Below are 22,201 nucleotides of genomic sequence, written 5' to 3'. Positions count from 1 at the left end.
AACAGGTTTGTCAATAATCTGAGCTTTGAGTTATCAAGGCTTTTTTTATACTGGCATAAACACAAGTCCAATAAGTCCTGGGCCTGAGTGAACTAAAAGAGCAGGGCTTATTTGACTGATTATTATATCCTCAATATTTCCAAGAGATTTTATCTTTTCTGCATATTTTAAAGCTTCCTCTTTAACACATCCGTGGGGTATTCCAACTAAATATTTTCCATTATCTATAACTGCCTTAAGTTCATCCAACATCCTATCAAGTGCTTGATTCTTGCCGCGGGCCTTATTAAAGGTAAAATATTTACCATTTTCATCAACAGATATAATGGGCTTTATATTTAAAAGGCTCCCAATTGCTGCTGTAACACGTCCTATTCTTCCACCCTTTTTAAGGTATTCAAGGGTATCTACTATAAAATATCCTTTAACCTGTTCTCTTACGGAGTATAATTTATCTATAATTTCATTAAAGGATAGTTTTTGCTGTATCAATTTTGCAGCCTGTAGAACTATAAATCCAAGTCCTAAAGAGAGTATCTTTGAATCAAAAACTTCAACTACCATATCCTGAATTTCACTTGTAATCATTTTAAACATATTGTAAGTTCCGCTAAGGCCAGATGATATTGTAATTATTATGCAGTGAGTATATCCTTCCTTCTTTAGGGATTCTATTTTATTTAAAACATCACTTGGTGATGGCATAGATGTTTTTGGGATTTCCACATCAAGATTTTTTGCCACTTCTTCCGGTGTAATATCTATACCGTCCTTGTATTCACGATTTGCATATATAACATTAAGAGGAATGACCTCAATGTTATTTTTAATCAGTATTTCCTTTGGTAAATCACATGAGCTGTCTGTGATCAGAGCAATCTTTTCCATAACATACCTCCAAATTAGGTTTATGACTTTATTATATATCGTTTTTAATTTTTTAACAATTAATTTTAGTTAATTTTTGCTATAAATCAAGCCTAAATATCTGCTTTTATAGTATTATTTACAATTATTTTGGAAATAATGTAATTAAAAATGTTTAGGGTGGTGAAAAAAGTGACTGATAAGGAAAAGTTAATTGCCTTTGAAAAATATATGAGGGATAAGGGATTAGAGGAAGAAACAATTGAATTTAATCTTCTTGTGGTTAAGCTTTTGATAAATAGGGTATTAGTGTATTTTAATGAAACTTTAGAGACAATAGATTCCTTCACATTTGAAGAGTTTACTGATATGGTGAGTGTTATAAATAGTGAGCTTGGAGGAAGAGATGGCATACCAAGGATGCTTGATGCAATGCTTGAGCTTACCGAGTTTTTAAAGATTAATAAATTTATTAAGGGTGGCAAAATTGCCCACTATAAACGTATGTTTAATAATGCTGAATACTATTTAGAGAAATATGACAGATTGATGGGCAAGAGGGATGATACAAAGGATTTTATAAAGGAAATTACAACAAATAACTTTAGCAAGTTTGTTATAAGAAACTGTGAATACGTAAACAACTATGACTTTAAAACAATGATTTTATTGGAGAAGATATTAAATGATATACCCCTTGAGAGCTATGAAAAAAACGAAGAAACAGATATTTTTATTAAATTTTTAATTCAAAACAATTTGGTTTTTTATGATAAAAATATCATCGAGGTAACAAAGAAGGGAAGAGCTCTTTCAAGATTAGATATAGACGAAAGATATGCAGGAATTCTATACCTTATGCTCTTTAAAACAAACTGGGGGAATATTGTAGACAATTCCAATTTTGACATATTAAAAATTAGAGACATTTTAATAAGTATTTTTAATAAAAATAATGAAATTAAGATAAATGTAAATGAGATGATTAAGATAGATGAAAAAAATAGTCTAATAGAAATTGCAAGCGAAAGATTTAGACTTGCCAGCATTGAAGCAATGACAAAGGGAGGATGTATATTAGATTTATGTTTTGTTAATATGGGACTTATAGAAATTAGGGCAAATAATGGCTGTTTAATATATAAAGTCACAGAGCTTGGTAAGCAGGTATTAGGTAATTTATATAAGGATATGGTATATCAAATGAAGAGTAGAATTGAATCAATAAATATTGCAATAAGGGATAAAAAATATGAGAGGGCAGAAAAGAAGATATTTGAGTTTTTAATGATTTATGGTGGAAATAATATCGTTTGGGACTATTTAGGCCAGCTTCTTATCTTTAATAAAAAATATGAAGAGGCGTATACTGTTTTAAAAAATGCCTATGAGAGTTCATCTAAAAGAGGTAATGCAGTAAAAACCGTACTTTATCATTTAGTGTTGGTTGCAAGGAAATTAAAGCTCAAGGATGAGGTGCAAATTTATGAGACAAAGCTAAGTAGTTTAGATAGAGTTAAGTAGCAGGAGAAATGATTAGAGATATAAAGAAATAAACAAAATATTATGAAAATTTAAAAATAATATAAATTGTTAATGTTGTTATTTTTTTATATTATATAATTAGAATGGGGGTTATGGAGGTGGCGTATGAACAAGATTAAAAAGATTGATGAGGTTATGGAGCTAATTAAAGATGGTCAAACTATTATGTTTGGCGGTTTTTTAGGAGTAGGAACAGCAGAGACTATTGTAGATGCAATCGTAAAAAAAGGTGTAAAGGATTTGACTATTATTTGTAACGATACTGCCTTTGTAGATAAGGGTGTTGGAAAGCTTGTTGCAAATAGACAGGTGAAAAGGGCAATAGTATCTCATATTGGAACAAATCCTGAAACGGGAAGACAGATGAACTGTGGTGAAATGGAAGTTGAGCTTGTGCCACAGGGGACACTGGTGGAAAGGATTAGAGCCTATGGTGCAGGACTTGGCGGAGTTTTAACACCAACTGGTATTGGGACAGTAGTAGAGGAAGGAAAGACTGTACTTGAAATTGATGGCAAAAAGTATATATTAGAAAAACCCCTAAGGGCAGATATTGCAATACTAAAGGGCAGTAGGGTTGATAAAAAGGGTAACATATGGTATTCAAAGACTACAAGGAATTTTAACCCTATAATGGCAATGGCGGCTGATATAGTTATTGTTGAGGCAGAAAAGATTGTGGAGGTTGGGGAAATAGAGCCAGAAAATGTAGTAACTCCCCATATATTAGTTGATTATATTGTTGAGGGGGGAGAAAGATGATAGATAAGGAAAGAGTTAGAGAGGTTATAGCAAAGAGGGTTGCAAAGGAATTTAAGGATGGAGATGTTGTAAACTTAGGTATTGGTCTTCCAACGGAGGTTGCAAATTACATAGATAAGGATGTAGAGGTAATCCTTCAATCAGAAAATGGATTCATAGGGCTTGGGCCAGCACCAGAGGAGGGTAAAGAGGATAAAGACCTTGTTAATGCAGGAGCAAAATTTGTAACTATAAAAGAGGGTGGTGCCTGCTTTGACAGTGCAATGTCCTTTGCTATTATTAGAGGAGGGCACGTTGATGCAACTGTACTTGGAGCACTTCAGGTTGATGAAGAGGGAAACCTTGCAAACTGGATGATTCCAGGTAAGATGGTGCCTGGAATGGGTGGAGCTATGGATTTGGTTGTTGGTGCTAAAAAGGTAATTATTGCAATGGAACACACTGCAAAGGGTGCACCAAAAATTCTAAAAAAGTGTACACTACCATTAACAGCAGCTAAAGAGGTTAATCTAATAGTAACTGAGATGGGAGTTATTGAGGTTACTGAAAAGGGGCTTTTGCTAAAGGAGATTGCACCTGATACAACAGTTGAGGAGGTTATTAGAGCTACAGAGGCAAATTTAATAATTTCTCCTGAACTTAAGGTTATGGAGGTATAATTTAATGGCAGTCATATCACTTATAACTTATTAAAGGGTGATATGATTGCTATTTTATTTTTTATAATAAAATTGTTATATTTGGTAAAAATAAATTGGGGTGATGTTAATGATTAGGAAAAAGAGACTTGAGAGTAACATAGTTGGTATTGGAAAAAATCCTGATGAAAAGGCAGCACTGAGGGAGGCACTTGGTTATCTTCCAATCCAAAGCTTAGTAGATAATACAACTACAGTAACTATAATTGCAAACCTTGTAAATATAAACCCTCCAAATAAAGGAGTTGTTGTTGGAGGAGAAACGTTAAGGGAACTTATACGATACATTAAGTCCAAAAATCCAAAGAGGCTTGTAGTTGCAGGGGGAGCAGGAGGTGCCAATACGCTTGATGTACTAAAGTCCAATGGCTATGATGTTATTTTAAACCAAGAGCAGGTGGAGTTTATTGACTTAAACTTTGGAGAATATTTTGATTTAGAGCTACAGCACAGCATAGTAAAAAGCACCAAGATTAATAAAATAATAAAGGAATCAGATGTTTTAATCTCCTTTACGCAGCTTAAAGTACACGAAGAGGCAACAATGTCTGCATCAATAAAGAATATGGCACTATCACTTCCACCAGCTGAAATACACGGTTATCCTAAAAAATCCCTTGGAATACACGAGGATTTGCACGGGTTTATATATGCAATGGCAAAGGAGATACCAATTGATTTGGCAATTGTAAGCCTAAGTCCTGCTATGATTGGTACAGGGCCCTCAAAGGGTGTTGCAGTACATACCGATATGCTAATTGCTGGATTAGATGCAGTTGCTGTAGATACTATTTGTGCAAGGCTTCTTGGTTTTAGACCACAGGCGGTAAACTATCTTTTTAGGCTGATTAAAGATGGAATAGGACAGGCGAATTTTGATAATATAGATATAAAGGGTGTAAAGCTTATTGATGCAGAAAAGGCCTTCTCTAAGATTGCCTATGGAAGCGAGTTCTCTGTAGATGAATAATACAAAAAGTGCCACCCAAGTGAAATGTGACATTTTCTATTTAGAACCATAAAAGTAATTTGCCTTTAAAGCAAATGTATGTTTGCTTAATTTTTAAATAGCCCTATGAAGGGATTTTATAAAATCCCTTCATAGGGCTTATCAATTATCACTTCTAAGCAATATATATCAAAACCCATTATGGGGTAAATTTGATTGTTTTTTATTTATAATTTTTGGTATATTTATTTAACAGTCTCTGCTTTAATCCCCAAACCTTAGTTGAAAGGTCTACATAGTATCTATGAGGATTTTCAAATCTTAGAACCTCATCCCAAAGTGTATCAAGTTCCCTTTGGGCATAGCTTCTTATTTCATTTACTGAAGGTGAAGTGTATACAAGGTCTCCCTTGTCAAATATTTTAGTTAACAGTGGTCTTGCATAAAAGTTAGTTACTGTTTTTCGCTTCCAAGTAAAAATAGGGTCGAATATTTCAAGTGGTTTATCTTCATCAATTACCTCGTCGTGGAAGGTTATAAGGTCTGCTATGGCTTTGTTTGTTTCCTTATCAAAAAGTCTATAAATTTGTTTAAACCCTGGGTTTGTTATTTTTTCTTCGTTTTCACTTATTTTAATCTTAGGCACTATCTTGCCATTGTCCTCTACTGCAACAAGTTTATAAACGCCTCCAAATACAGGTTCAGATTTTGCTGTAATTAATCTTTCGCCAACTCCAAATCCATCTATTTTTGCACCTTGTCTTAATACATCCTTTATTATATATTCATCAAGGGAATTTGAAACAATAATTTGGCAGTCTGGATATCCAGCCTCATCAAGCATTTTCCTTGCCTTTTCAGTTAAATACTTTATATCTCCACTGTCTATTCTTATACCCTTTGGTCTTATTCCGCGAGGTAGTAGTTCTTCGTTAAATACCTTTATGGCATTTGGTACACCAGATTTTAATACATTATAGGTATCAACTAACAATAGACAGTTTTCAGGATATGTTCTTGCCCAAGCTCTAAAGGCCTCAAGTTCTGAATCAAAAAGTTGAACCCAGCTGTGGGCCATTGTTCCAACGGCAGGTATGCCAAATTGTTTTTCTGCAATGGTACAGGCAGTAGCATTACTTCCTCCAATATAGGCAGCACGGGCACCAAATATAGCACCATCATACCCCTGGGCTCTTCTTGAACCAAATTCTAAAACAGTTCTCCCTTCTGCAGCTCTCACAATTCTGTTAGCCTTTGTTGCGATAAGTGTCTGATGGTTTATAGTTAAAAGAACCATTGTTTCAATAAACTGAGCCTGCATAATAGGGCCTCTAACAACAAGTAGAGGTTCATTTGGAAAAACCGGAGTTCCCTCTTTTATAGCATATACGTCGCAGGTAAATTTAAAGTTTTTAAGGTAATTTATAAATTCTTCGTTGAATATATTTTTACTTTTTAAGAATTCTATGTCATCATCACTAAATTTAAGATTCTTAAGATACTCAATTAGCTGTTGTAGCCCTGCTACGATACAATATCCCCCGTTATCAGGAACCCTTCTAAAATACATATCAAAATATGCTATTTTTTCACCAACACCATTTTTAAAATACCCGTTTGCCATTGTTAGTTCATAAAAATCAACCAACAAAGATAGATTTCTATCTTCCTTCCAATCGAATGTTAAGGACATTTACCTTGCTCCTTTCAACAAAATGTAGTAAAATCTTTACGCTAATATAATTTTATTACTTTAAGTAAATAAGTACAAGTATAATAAATTTAATATTTAGGATGGTGATTTTGTTGGCTTCAATTTCAGATGTAAAGAGAAGGCTTCCAGAGGAATTTATAGATTACATATACGAAGAGTTTTCAGTAGGAACAGCAGATAAAATGCTCTATTCCTTTATGGGAGATAGGTATACAACCCTTAGGGTTAATACTCTAAAGTATGATATAAGTAGCCTAATGGAGTATTTTAAAAGCATAAATATAAAATTTGATAGGGTTCAGTGGTATAAGGATGCACTTATAATAAAAAATGCAGATGAGAAGTCCCTTGAAAAGCTTGATATTTATAAGAATGGATATATTTATATACAGAGCCTCCCAAGTATGATTCCTCCACTTGTATTAGATCCTCAAAGGGGTGAAAAAATATTAGATATGACTGCAGCACCAGGAAGTAAAACAACACAGATGGCTGCAATGATGAATAATGAGGGATATATTTTAGCAAATGAACTTGATAAGATAAGATGTGAAAGGTTAAAATATAATGTAGAGCTTCAGGGGGCAAGTATAGTAGAGGTTGTAAACGGTAGGGGAGAGCAGCTTGGGGATAAGTATCCTGAGGAGTTTGACAGGGTTTTGCTTGATGCACCCTGTAGTGGAGAAGGAAGATTTAATATAAAAGATGTTAAGACATATAGATTCTGGTCACATAGGGAGGTAAATAGGCTGTCTAATCTTCAAAGAAAGCTTTTTTTAAGTGCATATAAGGCATTAAAAAAGGGTGGAATAATGGTCTATTCAACCTGTACATTAAATAGAAAAGAGAATGAAGAGGTTTTAGATTGGGCATTAAACAATCTTGATATAGAAATACTTAATATTGATCTTAAAATAAATGGTGTTGTGGAGGCATTTACTGATAGGTATGATAAAAGTATAAGTAAGGCAATAAGAGTATTGCCTTCTAAAGAACTTGAGGGTTTTTTTGTATGCAAAATAAAAAAGAATTAGATGGAGGAGATAAATGTTAAATAAAGTACAGGTTCTTGATGTATCAGCAAAGAGGGATGGTTTGTATAATTTTTTAAAGGAAAATAATTATATTTCACATATAGTTATTGATGATTTGATTATGCTCTTAGATACTATTGATGAGATATCTAAAAACAAAAGTATAGTAAAAAATGAAAAGCTGATTATAGATTTGGTAGCAAAACACTTTAAAAGAAGTTCAGCATATATAAAACTTTTATTAGATTTTTTAAAAATTCAGGGTATATTAAGTGATGGTGAAGATTTTAATCTTACTTCAAAGGAACTTTTAATAAGAAATATAGATAGATATTATTTAACTGCGGAGATAATAAGATTTTTACTTTTGAATGTAGATTGGAATACATATCTTAAATCTAAAGATATATATTTATCTTTAGAATCAAGAATGTATATATTTGCACTACTTTCACAGACAACAAAAAAATTAATAGAAGAAACAGATACCTTAAGGGAGAACGGAATTTACAAAATTTCCTATTTTGGTTCTATAAATAAGCTAAATTCAAGTTTAGCCTTTAAGAGAATTTCAGAAGAGGTGTTAGAAAGGTTAAATTTAGGTAGTGTTCAAAATGAAAGCTTTATCCCTAATGACATTGGAAGGAGAATATTTGAATATTTGGCAAAGGATTTACTTGAACAATATGATAAGCTCTTAGATGAGTGCTGGGATTATTATGATAAAGGAAATTTTGAACAGGCCTTTGATATTGCAAAGAGCATTATTAAAGTTTTATCCTTTGTACCAGAAGCCTATAATGTTTTAGGATGTGTATACATTAAAATGGGGGATATTGAAAGGGCCAGGGATATGTTTAATTTTGCAATAGATGTTTATGAAAAAACTTCCCTTGGAGATTTTGAGGTAGATTCCTATATATCCCTATACTATAATTTAGGATTATCCTACTACTATATGAATGAGTATTTTAGAGCTCTTAGTATTTTTAAGAGCTTAAAAAAGACAATCCCCTATGAAATAGACAACTTAGATGAATTAATTGAAGGTATAAAACATATGACAATAGTTGGGCCAATAAACTAATAGATTGTTAGTTTATTGGCCCATAAATTATATCCTAAAATTATTCATTTGTTCTTTTAGTTTGTCAGCTATTTTTTCAAGTTCCTTTGCATATTCGTGTATAACATTTATAGCATCAGATTGTGATAATGTTGTTGAAGCTACCTCATCTGTCGTCTTTACTGTTTCTTCTATTGATTGACTTATAGTATTTATAACTGCAGACATCTGTTGTGCAGATGCAGATTGTTCTTCTGCAGCAGCCGCAACTTCTTCTATATGCTTATTTAAGGTATTTATTTGTTTTTGTATAGTTGATAGTGCAGCCTTTAATTCCTCTGTTGCTCTGCTTCCTTCCTCAACAAGTTCTATTTCAGTTTTAGTTGTTGTAACGGCTGCTTCAACCTTTATCTGTATGTTTTCTATAAGTTTGCCGATATTTTTAGCAGCATTACTACTTCCTTCTGCAAGCTTTCTAACCTCATCAGCAACAACTGCAAAGCCACGACCAGCTTCTCCAGCACGTGCAGCCTCTATTGCAGCATTTAGAGCAAGAAGATTTGTTTGTGATGCTATATCTGTAATGGTATTTACTATTATATCTATTTGCTTTGAAGCTTCATATAGTTCAGTTACAACCTCCATAACTTCAGTTGCAGAGTGCTTAATCTTTTCCATCGCGTAAGTTGTATTTTCTACTGTTTGATAGCTGCTATTTGCCGCATTAACGGCCTCTTCGCTATTATCCTTAACCTTTGATACAGACTCTGCAACAAGTTGAGCATTTGATGCAATCTCTTCAATACCAGCATTTGCTTCCTCTATACTTGCAGCATTAGTTTGTGTTGATGATGCAATGCTTTCCATAGATTTTGTTATTACATTAATTGCCTTTACGCTGCTATCTGTAGAACTATTTATGTCGCTTGAAGCACCAAGAAGTTGTGAGCTTGTTGCTACAATTTCAGAAACTATTTGTCTTTGGTTTTTAACAAGTTGAGATAGGCTATTTTGTATTATTCCTATTTCATCATCTCTATCTATTTTAATATCAACAGTTAAGTCACCATCTGAAATTGATTTTATATTTTCAACTAAAATGTTTATTGGGTTTGTTATATATCTTACTATTAGTATTCCTATAACTATTGCTACAACTATGATTATAGCTATCAAAATAAGGGTTGTTATTAATGTGCTCTTATATGCTCTTGCGTATTCATCCTGTGATAGAGTTGCAACAAGTATCCATCCAGTCTTTTGAGAGTTTGCAATACCCATTATTTTATCTAAACCATTGAAATGATACTTTATATTTCCCTTTTTTTGTTCAATTATCCTTTTACCCCAGTCATATTTTTCGGCAAGGTTTAATCCAATGAGGGAGGTATCTGGGTGAACAAGAATTGAACCGTTAGGAAGAATTATTGAAGCATATCCCTTTTCTCCAACCTTTGTTTTTGACACAACCTCTGCAAGGGATGTCATATTTATGTCCTCTGCTACAACAGCAGTTTTACCATTATTTAGCTTTAAAGCCTTTGCAACTGTTACAACAAGTTGTCCACTTGCCGCATCTTTATAGGGTTCTGTAACAATGATTTTTCCAAAATTTGATTCTGCCTCTTTATACCAAGGACGAGAAGTTGGGTCATAACCTGCAGGGAATTCAACCTTTGGATAAATAAACATCTGCTTATCCTGTGTTCCCATATAAGAATAAAGGACAGTTGAGTCAGATTCCTTTGTTGATTGCAGTGTTGCATTTAGAGTTTCCTCATTAATATTTAAAGTGGCGGGATTTTTAATTATAGCTTCAATCTGTTTTTCATATTTTTCTATAAATTGGTCAACATATGCGGCCTTTTCTGTTGCAATCTGTGATGTCAGCTCATTTACCTTTCCCTCAATTACACCACCAAATTTTAGTATTGTAAAGGAGGAGGTTATAATTATAGGCAATATAGCCATAAGTAGAATGATTGGGATAAGTTTGAAACTTAGCTTTTTAGTTTTTTTCATATCAAACACCTCTCGACTTATTTTTAAAATTTTCGACAGTTTATACAAAAACTTGAGTGTTAATACAAAAATTTAATATTTAAATTATTTATAGTGAAAAATATTGTGGAATTTAGTAAAATATAAATAGCAAATAATTGGGAGGGAAATTAATGCAAATTATTGAAAGAATAAATAGGGCAGATTATACAGTTAACAACAAGGCTATAGATAAAAAATCATATATGCAGCAACTTAGCTTTAGATATTATGAAACTTTATATAAAATATTAAAGAATAAAAGAAGTACAATATATGTTGATGAAAATGGTGAAGTTAATTTTATAATAAAGCTTAATAAAATAGTTGATATAAAGGAAATACTTTATTATAAAAAATCATTGGATGTTAAGATGGATTTAGAAGGCCCAATAATGGAACTTATAGTAGATGGGCTTGATGGTTTTGATTTTCTTTTTAGCCTAAATGACAAAATGAGCATACTGGCCCTAAAGTATTTGTTCCTTAATAATTCTGTAAATGTTCATTTTGTTGTTGAATTGGCTGGAATACTACAAAAATTTTATTCTTCGTCTATGCCTATAGATGAAAGGGTAATAGAAAGAGTTGAGTATGTCTTAAAGTGCTTAGATGATTACTCATATCCTAAAATTGAGGAGGATATAACAAATAAAGAATCTATTTTATTTGAAGTAGAGTCAGGCTTTGAACTTTTAGAGGATTTAATACATATAGTTGATAATTTAAGAAAATGGAATAGTAAAGATAGTTTTTCTATTGTTGTAGATAGGGAGGATAATTTTAAAGTCCATTTTGTTGGACATCTTTTAAATAAAAACTATATAAAGGAGGAACTTAAGAAAAAATACAGTCTGCAAGAATCAAGTTCTATTTCAGAGGGAAAAGGATTCTTAAAATATGATAGAGGAATGCTCTATTTTTACAATTAGTTTTAATATGCCCCTTACTTAATATAAAGTTAATAGCTGATTGTTGATAAATCTACTTGTTATCTAAAGTATGAAAGCCCCATAAAAGGATTTTATTTGGCTCTTTCATGAGCTTTAGCAATTATTGCTTTTCGACTTTTTAAACAAAGAAAAGCTTAGAATTGCTTAGCGAAATGAAGGAATGCCAAAGAAATCCTTTATGGGGCTAATCAATATTTAACTTTTTCAACAATCTGCCCTTAATATAAAATTAAGGGGCATAATTAACATAACTTAAATTTATTGAAGAATATAATCAATCTCTTCTTCGTAAATAGTTTCTTTTTCTAACAATTCATTTGACAGCCTATGAAGTTTTTCAATGTTTTCATTTAACATATCTAAAACTTCATTATACAGCTTTTTAACAATATCATTTGCTGCATCTACTATCTGTTTCATATCAATATATGAATTTTCTTGTATCACAGAATAGCTCAGAAGTCCTGATACTTCAAACATACCAAAGTCCTTAATCATACTTATGATTATTTCTGTTACCTTTTTTATGTCGTTTGAAGCACCTGTTGTTATATTATCCTTACCAAATATGATTTCTTCAGCAGCTCTTCCCGCAAGATATATTTTTATAGTGTCAAGGAGCATTTTTTTAGTCTGATAGTTTGTATCCTTTGGCACTGTTAAAGTATATCCACCTGCACCCTTTGTGCTGGGTATAATCGTTATTTTTCTTACGCTTGAGTTTCCTGTAATTTTTGAAATAAGAGCATGTCCTGCTTCGTGATATGCTGTTATTTTTCTATCAAGCTCTGAAATTACATCTTTATTCTTCTTTTCAGCACCAGCAATTACAATTGATAGTGCACGATCAAGGTGTTCCATTGTAATATTTGGTGAGTTTTCCTTTGCAGCAATTATAGCAGCTTCATTAACAAGATTTTCAAGTTTAGCACCTGAAAAATATACTGTAGTTTTGGCGATTTTACTTATATCTACATCTTCAGCAAGTGGCTTGTCCTTTAAATATAGATTCAATATCTTTTCCCTATCCTTAACATCAGGTAGGTTTACCTCGATATGTCTATCAAATCTTCCAGGTCTTAAAAGAGCCTCATCTAAAGTATCAAGCCTATTAGTTGCAGCTATAACAACAATGCCATCACTGCTGTTAAAACCTGACATTTCAGATAGAAGTGCATTTAAAGTTTGGTCTCTTTCATCAGAACCGCTATCTGCCCTCATTGAACGCTTTTTACCTATTGCATCAATTTCATCAATAAATATTACTGCCTTTCCCTTTTCCTTTGCCTTTTTAAATAGGTCTCTGATTCTTCCTGCACCAACACCTACATATATTTGAACAAAATCAGAACCATTTACAGCAAAGAAGGGAACATTAGCTTCCGATGCAAGTGCCTTAGCAATTAATGTCTTACCTGTTCCAGGAGGACCATATAGTATAACTCCACGAGGCATTCTTGCTTTAAATTTTGCATATTTTTCTGGAGTTTTTATAAAGTCAACTAATTCCTTTATGCTCTCCTTTGCTTCTTCATTTCCTGCGATATTGTCAAAGGTAATTCCTGTTTCTGTTACTGCCTCTGTTTCTATCTTGGATAGCCTAAAGGCTCCCCCTTTACTTTTTGAATTTTTTGTTGTTAAATAAATAAAAGCAGAAATTAGAGAAACTACGATGGTTGCGAGTATTATTGTTTCTAAACTTTGATTTATGCTTTTTTCATAAACCTTAACACCACTTATTAGTAGATTTTCCTTTAGGGTTAGTGTTCTTGGATTTTCAGTTGTTAGAATTCTTCCGTCCTTTAATTTAAATTGCATAGTTTCTTTATTTGTAATATAAACTTCAGCAACATTTCCCTTTTGTACTTCTGATATGAAGTCTTTATACATCATTTGCGTTTGGGAGTTAGAATTTTTTGATGATATAAGTGATATTGTAATCAAAAATAATATTAAAATTATTGGAATTATGATATTCTTTTTTTTGAGCTTATTCATTATATCCCCCTCTCAAATAAGTTTACATAACATAAATATACACACAATTTTTAATCTTGTAAAATAAAATGGTAGAGAATTACCTTGTTAATTTGAGGAATGGAGGTTTTAAAATGAAGGAAGTAACAATATATACAGATGGTGGATGTAGAGGCAACGGAAACGAACAGGCGGTAGGAGGCTATGGATGTGTTTTAATATATAAGGACAAGATAAAAGAAATAAAAAAGGGTTTTGAAAGGACTACAAATAATATAATGGAGCTTACTGCGGTTATAGATGCATTAAGTATGTTAAAGGAGCCCTGTAGGGTTAAACTTCATAGCGATTCAGCATATGTTGTAAATGCCTTTAATCAAGGATGGATAGAAAAGTGGCAGAAGAACGGATGGAAAAACAGTAATAAGGAGCCAGTGAAAAATAGGGAACTGTGGGAAAAACTTATTGAGCTTACTAAGATTCACGAAGTTGAGTTTATTAAGGTTAAGGGGCATAGTGATGATTTCTACAATAATAGATGTGATGAACTTGCAAACTTAGCTATGGACGAAATCGAAGCAAATATGTTAAATAAATAACCAATTATGATTTACCAAATTGTCGAAATGAGAGGGAATGTGATACACGAAAAATAACATATATGTCGTACAATGAAAGAAAAAAATATTTACAAACTCTATATTGCAATTTTTACTGCAAAAGCGTAAAATAAAAATGAATAATTATATAGGGGGCAGGAATATGGAGTTATTAGATTATTTAAAGAAAATAGGTATAATAAATCCTAAAAATGTATTTTATAATCTTTCTGTTGGCGATTTAGTTGAACATTCTGTATCAAAAAATGAAGGAGTTCTTTCGGATACAGGTGCAATTTCTATAACTACAGGAGTATATACAGGAAGGTCTCCTGAGGATCGTTTTATAGTTGATACTGAGGATGTTCACGATTTAATCTATTGGGGTAAGGTGAATAAACCAATTTCAATAGATGTTTTCAACAGAGTATATGGAAGACTTATGGCATATTTGGAAAACAGAGATTTATATGTTTTTGATGGCTATGCCGGTGCGGATGAGAGATTTGGAATAAGGGTAAGGTTTATAAATGAAATGGCTGTACAAAATTTATTTGTTCACCAGCTCTTTATAAGAAAAGATGATTTAAAAGATTTTGAACCGGATTTTACTGTAATTGCAGTTCCACACTTTAAGGCGATACCAGAGGTTGATGGTACAAATTCAGAGGCCTTTGTTATTATAAATTTTGAAAAAAGGGTTGTAATTATAGGTGGAACTATGTATTGTGGTGAAATTAAAAAGTCTGTATTTTCTGTTATGAATTATCTATTGCCTCAAAGAAATGTCTTACCTATGCATTGTTCTGCAAATGTAGGTAAAGATGGTGATGTAGCACTATTCTTTGGACTTTCAGGAACGGGTAAAACAACTCTTTCAGCAGACGGAAATAGATATCTAATAGGAGATGATGAGCACGGCTGGTCAACAGAGGGTGTGTTTAATTTTGAGGGTGGATGTTATGCAAAATGTATTGGATTAGATAAGGATAAGGAACCACAGATTTATAATGCAATAAAGTTTGGTACTGTACTTGAAAATGTTGTTTTAAACGAAAATAGAGTACCAGATTACAATGATTCATCACTAACAGAAAATACAAGAGCAGGATATCCAATTGACTACATAGATAATGCCTTAAAGTCTGGGAAAGGTGGACATCCAAAGACAATAATATTTTTAACAGCAGATGCCTTTGGTGTTCTTCCGCCTATATCTAAACTTACTAAAGAGCAGGCTATGTATCACTTTATGTCAGGATATACAAGCAAGTTGGCGGGAACAGAAAGAGGAATAAAGGAGCCTAAGGCTACCTTTTCAGCGTGTTTTGGAGAACCGTTTATGCCGCTATCCCCATTGAAATATGCAAAAATGCTTGGTGAAAAAATAGAAAAGTACGATGTTAGGGTATTTTTAGTAAATACTGGTTGGAGCGGTGGTCCCTATGGGGTTGGTAATAGAATCAATTTAAAATACACAAGAAGAATGGTTGAGGCAGCTATAAATGGAGAGCTTGATAATGCTGAATATGTTGTTCATCCAATTTTCAAACTTAATATGCCATCATATATAGATGGTGTGCCTGAGGAGATTTTAAATCCTATAAACACTTGGAAGGATAAGGATGAATATATTAAATATGCAAAAGAATTGGAAGAAAGATTTAGAGAAAACTTTAAGAGATTTCGAAGGGAAGAGGAAGATAAAGTAGAAAAGGAACTTTGGGCATAGAGTATTTATTAGCAAAAGGGTGACACATAGGATTTTACAATCCTATTAGGCTGTTGAAAAAGGTATATTTTGATTAGCCCTATGAAGGATTTCTTGGGCATTCGTTCATTTCGCTAATCAATTCTAAGCCTTTCTTTGTTTGAAAAAGTCCTACCCTCGCGATGCCATCGTCCTGATGGCCGCTCGGCTCGGCACGTCCTGTGCCGAATTACGGACTTTTTCAAAGTCGAAAAGCTAAGAATTGCTAAAGCTCACGAAAGAGCCCATTGAAATCCATTCATAGGGCTTTTTCATAATTTATCTAAAAAGTAGGTTTGTCAACAATCTCATAGAATTTTAAATTCCTATGGCATCCTTTATTTTAGAATGTCCTTCAACTATTATATTATTTGTTGTATAATGTTGTTGAAACATTATTTGGGGTGATGATATGAGAGTTAATCGTATAAATAGAACAAATTCTGCAGAAACTAAGCAGGTAGCAAAAACATCTGTTTCATCAAGCTTTTCAGCTGCATTAGATTTGGCAAACAAAGACCAAACAGAGCAAAATTTACAAAATATGCTAAATGAGATAGATAAGTTAGGTAAAAAACTTATAGCAACAAGAAGCGTAGAGGATGCAAGGGAGTATAGAAAAAAGGTACAGGAGTATTTAAATTATGTGGTAAAAAATGCATATATTTTAAAAAGAGAGGTTGGGCCATATAGCTATGGTCTCCATATTAAAATTGAGATTATCAATGAAAAGGTGGATGCTATAACAAGGGAACTAATAGAACAGCAGAGGGAGACAATAGAGCTTGCAGATAAGATAGAGGAAATAAAGGGATTGCTTGTAGATGTTTACAAATAAATAAATTGAATTTGTAGAATATATTGACAAATTATAAAAATATGCTAAAATAAATAGTGTAAAGAAGATGGCCCTATGGTCTAGTGGTTAGGACGCCGCCCTCTCACGGCGGTAGCTGGGGTTCAAATCCCCATAGGGTCACCAGAAGAACCCGATTTTGGGTTCTTTTTTTATGAATAAATCTCCCTTTTGGTGAAAAAATAGTGTTGAAGGGAGGTTTTATAATGGCAAGAGAAATAAAACGAGAAGAAAATGCAGGAATTTTAAGTACATTATTAAAGTTTGTGGTAAATGCAGTGGTGCTTTTGGCAGTAAGTTTTTTAGTACCTGGATTTGTAGTAGTAGGATTTTGGACTGCATTTTTAGCATCAATTGTGATTACGCTGCTTGATTATTTAGCAGGAACAGTGTTTAAAATTGATGCTTCACCCTTTGGCAGGGGATTAAGTGGTTTTATTATTGCAGCAGCTATTATTTACCTTACACAATTTTTTGTGTCAGGTGTATATGTTAGTATAGCTGGTGCATTGATAGGAGCACTTGTGATTGGACTCTTTGATGCCTTGATTCCAACAGATGTGTTTTAAAAGAACCGTTTAGGGATGCCCTAAACGGTTCTTTTGTGTATAAAAAATATAAAAATGTGTTGATATAAATAATTAAATTATCAAAATAAGTTATACAATATAGAAAATGAATCGTATTAATGATATAATAATGGTGAATTTTATATATGGAGGTAACACTATGGTAAATCACGATATTGCTATGGGGATTGTCAGAGTTACTGAGGCTGCAGCACTAGCCTGTTCAAACCTTTTAGGTAGGGGAGATGTTGATTTAATAGAGAAGGCAGCGGTAGATGGAGTAAGGCATGCCTTTGATCTACTACCTATTAAGGGTAGAGTGGTTATAGGAGAATGTGATTTAGATAAAAAACCTATAATGTACATAGGAGAAAAGGTTGGAACTTGGGAAGATGGACTTAAGGAATACGATGTTGCAATAGATCCTTTAGATGGTTCAGTACTTGTTGCAAAGGGAAGGCCTAATGCTATTTCAGCAGTAGCAGTAAGCGAGAAGGGTAGGATTTTTAGGGCACCTCAAATATATATGAAAAAGATGGCTGTAGGTCCAAAAGCAAAGGGATGTATAGATTTAAATAAAAGCTTAGGTGAGAATATAAAATGTGTAGCTGAAGCTTTAAATAAAGATGTTGAAGAAGTAACTGTTATGATACAGGATAGACCAAGGCATAAGGAGTTAATCGAAGAGGCAAGAAGTGTAGGTGCAAGGGTAAAAATATTTGGTGAAGGTGATATTGCAGCAGCGCTTGCCACAGCCTTTGAAGAAACAGGTGTTGATATGTTAGTTGGTATAGGTGGTGCACCTGAGGGAGTACTTGCTGCAGCTGCATTAAAATGCTTAGGAGGAGAAATATTGGTAAGGCTTATGCCAGAGAATCAAAGACAGATTGATATGTGTAAAAGGGCAGGGCTTTTGGATGTTGAAAAAATTCTATCACAGGATGATTTAATTACATCCGATGATGTATATTTTGCTGCAACAGCAATTACTGATTCAGACTTATTAAAGGGAATAATCTATAAAGAAAATTATGCAACAACTCATTCAGTGGTTATGAGGTCCTCAAATGGAGTTTTAAGGTTTGTTGATGCAATTCATAAGCTTGATACGAGTCTTATAAAGGTACAGGAATAATTAAAAGTGTCGTAGAGGCTATTTTAAACCATCTACGACACTTTTGTTTATTGGGCTTAACTATTTTTGGAATATGTATTATACTAAAAAGTATAATATTAAGGGAGGTAGATGTGATTGCGTACCTTTATAACCTTTGAATTTAACAGAGATACTAAGGAAAAAATAGCAGAATTACAAAATAAAATAAGAAATGAAAGTATAAAGGGTAGGTTTAAATACATAGATAATTTTCATTTGACAATTAAGTTTTTAGGAGAAGTTGAAGAGAATAAGATTGAATTGATATATCAGGATCTGTTAAGAAAAATAAAGGGAAAAGAGAAGATTAATATATATTTAAAGGGATTAGGATGTTTTGGAAGAGGAGATGTTATTAAGACAATTTATTTAAAATGCCACGGTGATTTAGATAAGATTAAGGATATATATAATGAGGTGGATAAAATAACTTCAAACTATGGATTTAAGGTGGAAAATAGATTCACACCTCACGTGACCATTGCACAGGAGGTTATCTTAAAGAGCAAATTTGAGGATCTGCAGAAAAAAATTGAAGAGTATTTAATAGATAACATAGTATTTGACAGAGTGACAATAATGAAGAGTGAACAGAGGGATGGTAAGAGAATTTATACGCCTATTTATGAAATCCATCTTAAATAATGGAGATGAAGTATATGCGGTTAAAAAGGGCCTTTTCTTTTATAACATTACTTTTGATAACAGTGGTTGTGCTTTTATATAGAAAACAACTTTTGAATATGATAAAAAATCCAGAGGATATTAGAAATTTTTTATTATCCTATAAGGGATACGCAGTAGCAATTTTTTTGCTTTTATCAACTATTAGGTCGGTTTTTCTGCTTCCTGCTGGAACTTTTGCAGTAATTTCAGGCTTGACATTTGGCAATTTAATTGGCACACTACTTACATGTGTCGGTGTTACCTTAAGTGGTATATTAGCATATTTTATTGCTAAATACTTTGGCAGAGAGTTTGTAGAGTGTATTTTAAAAAGAAGGAAAATTGATATTAATAGTTTGATAAAAAAGGAAGGTCTTTTTTACATAATTTCATTGAGACTTATACCCATATTTCCCTTTGATGCAGTAAGTTATGCTTCAGGGCTTATGGACGTAAATTTTAAAGACTTTGTATTTGGTACTTTTTTAGGTAGCCTTCCGGGTGCATTTATATATACCTTTTTAGGAAATTCAATTATGGATATAAAAGGACCAAAATTTAAATTAGCATTGTTTCTTGTTATAATATCGTCTATAACACCAATTATATATAAATACGTTTTAAAGAAAGGATGATTGTATGATAACAAAGGAGCAAATACAAAGAATAAATGAACTTTACAGAAAATCACAGCAGGAGGGACTTACAGAAGAGGAAAAGAAGGAACAGGCCTATTTAAGAAGACTTTATATTGATTCTGTTAAGGAAAGTTTAAGATCTCAACTTGAAAATATAAAAGTAGTGGATAAGGATGAATATGATGAAATTATGAAAAATAAAGGATGTTCTTGTGGACATGAACATGAAAGTTGTGGTTGTGGTCATAAACATTAATTAGGTAGTGGTTTTATGAAAAATATTTTGAGAAAAAAATATATAAATATTAGAAATGAGCTTTCAAAAGAGGAAGTTATAAAAAGAAGTATAGTAATTACAAAACATATAATAAATTGGGATAAATTTTTAAATTCAAATTCAATAATGATATATTCTGCCTTTAGAAATGAAGTAGAGACTTCATTTTTGGCAGAGGAGATTCTAAAAGAAGGTAAAGTATTAATATATCCAAAGACAATAAAAAGCCAATTTAAATTAATACCTTGTATAGTAAATAAGATAGATGAATTAACTAAGGGAGAATATGGAATATTAGAGCCTAATCAATTTGAAGTTATTGATAAAAAGCAAATTGATTTGATTTTTATCCCAGGTGTTGCCTTTGATAAAAATGGGTATAGATTAGGATATGGTGCAGGCTATTATGATAGATTTTTAGAGGATTTTAAAGGTATAAAGGTTGGAATTTGCTACGATTTTCAAATAGTTGATGATGTATATAAGGATGAACACGATATAAAAATGGATTATTTAATCTGTGAAGAGGGAATATTAAAATTATAAGTAAAAAAATTTGAAAAAATTTTAAAAATAATATAGAATAGTGTTGTAATGTTTACCAAAAGGGGGTACATAAAAATGGATACAAAGGAATTACAAAACTTAACTAAAAAATATGAATATGTTTGGGATAAGCTAACAGAAGCTGAACTTAAGGAAGTAATGGATTTCAGTGAAGATTATAAGAAGTTTATGGATGCTTCAAAGACTGAACGTGAAGCTTGCAATGAAATTGTTAGAAGAGCAAAGGAGAAGGGATTCGTTGATATTAACGAATTAATATCACAGGGTAAAAAAATAAATGCTGGCGATAAGATCTATGCTGTAAATAAGGATAAGGCAGTTGCACTTTTTGTAGTTGGTAATGAACCAATGGAAAAGGGATTTAACATTGTTGGTTCACATATAGACTCACCAAGAATAGATTTAAAGCCAAATGCACTATACGAAGATGAAGCCTTTGCAATGCTTGAAACACACTACTATGGTGGAATTAAGAAGTATCAATGGGTTACAATTCCACTTGCAATACATGGTGTTGTAGTTAAAAAGGGTGGAGAAGTTATAAATGTTGTTATTGGTGAAGATGAAAATGATCCAGTCGTATACATAAGTGACCTACTAATACATTTATCAGCAAATCAAATGGAAAAGAAACTTGCCAATGGAATTGAAGGCGAAGATTTAAATGTATTAATAGGAAGTATGCCAATACAAGATAAAGAAGCAAAGGATAGAGTTAAATTAAACATTTTAAGACTTTTAAATGAAAAGTATGGAATGACTGAAGAGGATTTTGTTACAGCAGAGCTTGAAATAGTTCCAGCTGGTAAATCAAGGGACGTTGGTCTTGATAGAAGTATGGTTATGGCTTATGGACACGATGATAGAATTTGTGCATTTACTTCACTTGAAGCTATGTTTGATGTTGAAAATCCACAAAAGACTTGCTGTGCACTATTTGTAGATAAAGAGGAGATAGGAAGCAACGGTGCAACTGGAATGCACTCAAGATTTTTTGAAAATGTAGTAGCTGAAGTTATGGAGCTTAAGGGAGAATATTCAGAACTAAAATTAAGAAGAGCTCTTGCAAATTCTTGTATGCTTTCATCAGATGTAACTTGCGGCGTTGATCCAAATTATCCTGGTGTTGTTGAAAAGAAGAATGCTGCATATCTTGGAAAAGGAATAGTTTTAACAAAGTATACTGGTTCAAGAGGAAAATATTCCTGCAATGATGCAAATGCTGAATTTATGGGCAAGGTTAGAGATATATTCAATGACAACGGTATAGTATGGCAAACTGCTGAATTAGGTAAGGTAGATCAAGGTGGCGGCGGAACAATAGCGTATATTTTAGCAGAATATGGTATGGAGGTTGTTGACTGTGGTGTTGCACTACTTAGTATGCATGCACCATGGGAAATAGCAAGTAAGGCAGATATTTATGAAACATATAGGGCGTATAAGGCATTCCTATTAAATGCATAAGAACAATCAGAGGGTGGTTTTAAACCACCCTCTGATTATTTTCAAATACTA

The 22,201-nt window shown here is 32.6% G+C and carries 21 protein-coding genes and 1 tRNA gene; 18 read left to right on the top strand and 4 right to left on the bottom strand.

Going from position 1 to position 22,201, the window contains the following annotated elements; all coding sequences use genetic code 11:
• Positions 1 to 45: 45 nt before the first annotated feature.
• Positions 46 to 888 carry a DegV family protein gene (locus A3M9_RS0107935; protein WP_027308752.1) on the bottom strand — a complete coding sequence of 281 codons (843 nt, stop codon included), beginning with the start codon at positions 886 to 888 and terminating at the stop codon, positions 46 to 48.
• A 171-nt stretch (positions 889 to 1,059) separates the two neighbouring features.
• Between A3M9_RS0107935 and A3M9_RS0107930 the strand changes: the two genes are divergently transcribed.
• The 4 genes from A3M9_RS0107930 to A3M9_RS0107915 all read left to right on the top strand — a co-directional run bounded on the left by A3M9_RS0107930 (position 1,060) and on the right by A3M9_RS0107915 (position 4,842).
• Positions 1,060 to 2,391 carry a M48 family metallopeptidase gene (locus A3M9_RS0107930; RefSeq protein ID WP_027308751.1) on the top strand — a complete coding sequence of 444 codons (1,332 nt, stop codon included), beginning with the start codon at positions 1,060 to 1,062 and terminating at the stop codon, positions 2,389 to 2,391.
• 126 nt (positions 2,392 to 2,517) lie between these two features.
• Positions 2,518 to 3,174, top strand: a complete 657-nt coding sequence (gene atoD, locus A3M9_RS0107925) for an acetate CoA-transferase subunit alpha (RefSeq protein WP_027308750.1) — start codon at positions 2,518 to 2,520, stop codon at positions 3,172 to 3,174.
• Positions 3,171 to 3,833 carry a 3-oxoacid CoA-transferase subunit B gene (locus A3M9_RS0107920; RefSeq protein WP_156897886.1) on the top strand — a complete coding sequence of 221 codons (663 nt, stop codon included), beginning with the start codon at positions 3,171 to 3,173 and terminating at the stop codon, positions 3,831 to 3,833. The genes atoD and A3M9_RS0107920 overlap by 4 nt, the downstream gene beginning before the upstream one ends.
• A 109-nt stretch (positions 3,834 to 3,942) precedes the next feature.
• A complete protein-coding gene (locus A3M9_RS0107915) occupies positions 3,943 to 4,842 on the top strand; it encodes a DUF362 domain-containing protein (protein ID WP_035166161.1) in 900 nt (299 codons plus the stop codon).
• Between the two features lie 202 nt (positions 4,843 to 5,044).
• On the opposite strand, the gene A3M9_RS0107910 is transcribed toward A3M9_RS0107915, so the two are convergent.
• Positions 5,045 to 6,514, bottom strand: coding sequence for a nicotinate phosphoribosyltransferase (locus tag A3M9_RS0107910; protein WP_027308747.1), 1,470 nt, complete (start codon positions 6,512 to 6,514; stop codon positions 5,045 to 5,047).
• A gap of 110 nt (positions 6,515 to 6,624) precedes the next feature.
• On the opposite strand from A3M9_RS0107910, the gene A3M9_RS13475 reads away from it, so the two are divergent.
• Positions 6,625 to 7,569: an RsmB/NOP family class I SAM-dependent RNA methyltransferase gene (locus A3M9_RS13475; RefSeq protein WP_159431446.1), complete on the top strand. Its 945-nt coding sequence runs from the start codon at positions 6,625 to 6,627 to the stop codon at positions 7,567 to 7,569.
• Between the two features lie 13 nt (positions 7,570 to 7,582).
• Positions 7,583 to 8,656, top strand: coding sequence for a tol-pal system YbgF family protein (locus tag A3M9_RS0107900; RefSeq protein ID WP_027308746.1), 1,074 nt, complete (start codon positions 7,583 to 7,585; stop codon positions 8,654 to 8,656).
• A gap of 27 nt (positions 8,657 to 8,683) precedes the next feature.
• Here the strand turns inward: A3M9_RS0107900 and A3M9_RS0107895 are convergent, their stop codons facing one another.
• A complete protein-coding gene (locus A3M9_RS0107895) occupies positions 8,684 to 10,657 on the bottom strand; it encodes a methyl-accepting chemotaxis protein (protein WP_027308745.1) in 1,974 nt (657 codons plus the stop codon).
• A 152-nt stretch (positions 10,658 to 10,809) separates the two neighbouring features.
• Here A3M9_RS0107895 and A3M9_RS0107890 point away from each other — a divergent pair, with 152 nt between their 5' ends.
• Complete coding sequence (locus A3M9_RS0107890) at positions 10,810 to 11,607, top strand: hypothetical protein (RefSeq protein ID WP_027308744.1); 798 nt, start codon at positions 10,810 to 10,812, stop codon at positions 11,605 to 11,607.
• Positions 11,608 to 11,886: 279 nt separating this feature from the next.
• Here the strand turns inward: A3M9_RS0107890 and ftsH are convergent, their stop codons facing one another.
• The gene (gene ftsH, locus A3M9_RS0107885) at positions 11,887 to 13,626 is read right to left on the bottom strand and encodes an ATP-dependent zinc metalloprotease FtsH (protein WP_027308743.1); all 1,740 of its coding nucleotides are present in this window, start codon (positions 13,624 to 13,626) and stop codon (positions 11,887 to 11,889) included.
• A gap of 113 nt (positions 13,627 to 13,739) precedes the next feature.
• On the opposite strand from ftsH, the gene rnhA reads away from it, so the two are divergent.
• The 11 genes from rnhA (at position 13,740) to A3M9_RS0107830 (ending at position 22,150) form a co-directional block, all read left to right on the top strand.
• Positions 13,740 to 14,204 (top strand): ribonuclease HI, encoded by a 465-nt coding sequence (gene rnhA, locus A3M9_RS0107880; protein ID WP_027308742.1) that lies wholly within the window; start codon positions 13,740 to 13,742, stop codon positions 14,202 to 14,204.
• Between the two features lie 163 nt (positions 14,205 to 14,367).
• Positions 14,368 to 15,936, top strand: coding sequence for a phosphoenolpyruvate carboxykinase (ATP) (gene pckA / locus A3M9_RS0107875; protein ID WP_027308741.1), 1,569 nt, complete (start codon positions 14,368 to 14,370; stop codon positions 15,934 to 15,936).
• A gap of 430 nt (positions 15,937 to 16,366) precedes the next feature.
• Complete coding sequence (locus tag A3M9_RS0107870; protein WP_027308740.1) at positions 16,367 to 16,792, top strand: YaaR family protein; 426 nt, start codon at positions 16,367 to 16,369, stop codon at positions 16,790 to 16,792.
• A 69-nt stretch (positions 16,793 to 16,861) separates the two neighbouring features.
• A tRNA-Glu gene (locus A3M9_RS0107865) sits at positions 16,862 to 16,936 on the top strand.
• An 80-nt stretch (positions 16,937 to 17,016) separates the two neighbouring features.
• The gene (locus A3M9_RS0107860) at positions 17,017 to 17,379 is read left to right on the top strand and encodes a phage holin family protein (protein WP_027308739.1); all 363 of its coding nucleotides are present in this window, start codon (positions 17,017 to 17,019) and stop codon (positions 17,377 to 17,379) included.
• Positions 17,380 to 17,539: 160 nt separating this feature from the next.
• Complete coding sequence (glpX, locus tag A3M9_RS0107855) at positions 17,540 to 18,514, top strand: class II fructose-bisphosphatase (protein WP_027308738.1); 975 nt, start codon at positions 17,540 to 17,542, stop codon at positions 18,512 to 18,514.
• A 117-nt stretch (positions 18,515 to 18,631) separates the two neighbouring features.
• A complete protein-coding gene (thpR, locus tag A3M9_RS0107850) occupies positions 18,632 to 19,180 on the top strand; it encodes an RNA 2',3'-cyclic phosphodiesterase (protein ID WP_027308737.1) in 549 nt (182 codons plus the stop codon).
• A gap of 14 nt (positions 19,181 to 19,194) precedes the next feature.
• A complete protein-coding gene (locus A3M9_RS0107845) occupies positions 19,195 to 19,836 on the top strand; it encodes a TVP38/TMEM64 family protein (RefSeq protein ID WP_027308736.1) in 642 nt (213 codons plus the stop codon).
• A 4-nt stretch (positions 19,837 to 19,840) separates the two neighbouring features.
• A complete protein-coding gene (locus A3M9_RS0107840; protein WP_027308735.1) occupies positions 19,841 to 20,095 on the top strand; it encodes a DUF896 domain-containing protein in 255 nt (84 codons plus the stop codon).
• A 15-nt stretch (positions 20,096 to 20,110) separates the two neighbouring features.
• Complete coding sequence (locus tag A3M9_RS0107835) at positions 20,111 to 20,662, top strand: 5-formyltetrahydrofolate cyclo-ligase (protein ID WP_027308734.1); 552 nt, start codon at positions 20,111 to 20,113, stop codon at positions 20,660 to 20,662.
• A gap of 75 nt (positions 20,663 to 20,737) precedes the next feature.
• On the top strand, positions 20,738 to 22,150 hold the full coding sequence (locus tag A3M9_RS0107830) for an aminopeptidase (protein WP_027308733.1): 1,413 nt from the start codon (positions 20,738 to 20,740) through the stop codon (positions 22,148 to 22,150).
• Positions 22,151 to 22,201 lie beyond the last annotated feature (51 nt).

Source organism: Caloramator sp. ALD01, from assembly GCF_000472625.1.
GTDB classification, from domain to species: domain Bacteria; phylum Bacillota; class Clostridia; order Clostridiales; family Caloramatoraceae; genus Thermobrachium; species Thermobrachium proteoclasticum.
This window is presented reverse-complemented; position numbering and strand designations above follow the sequence as displayed.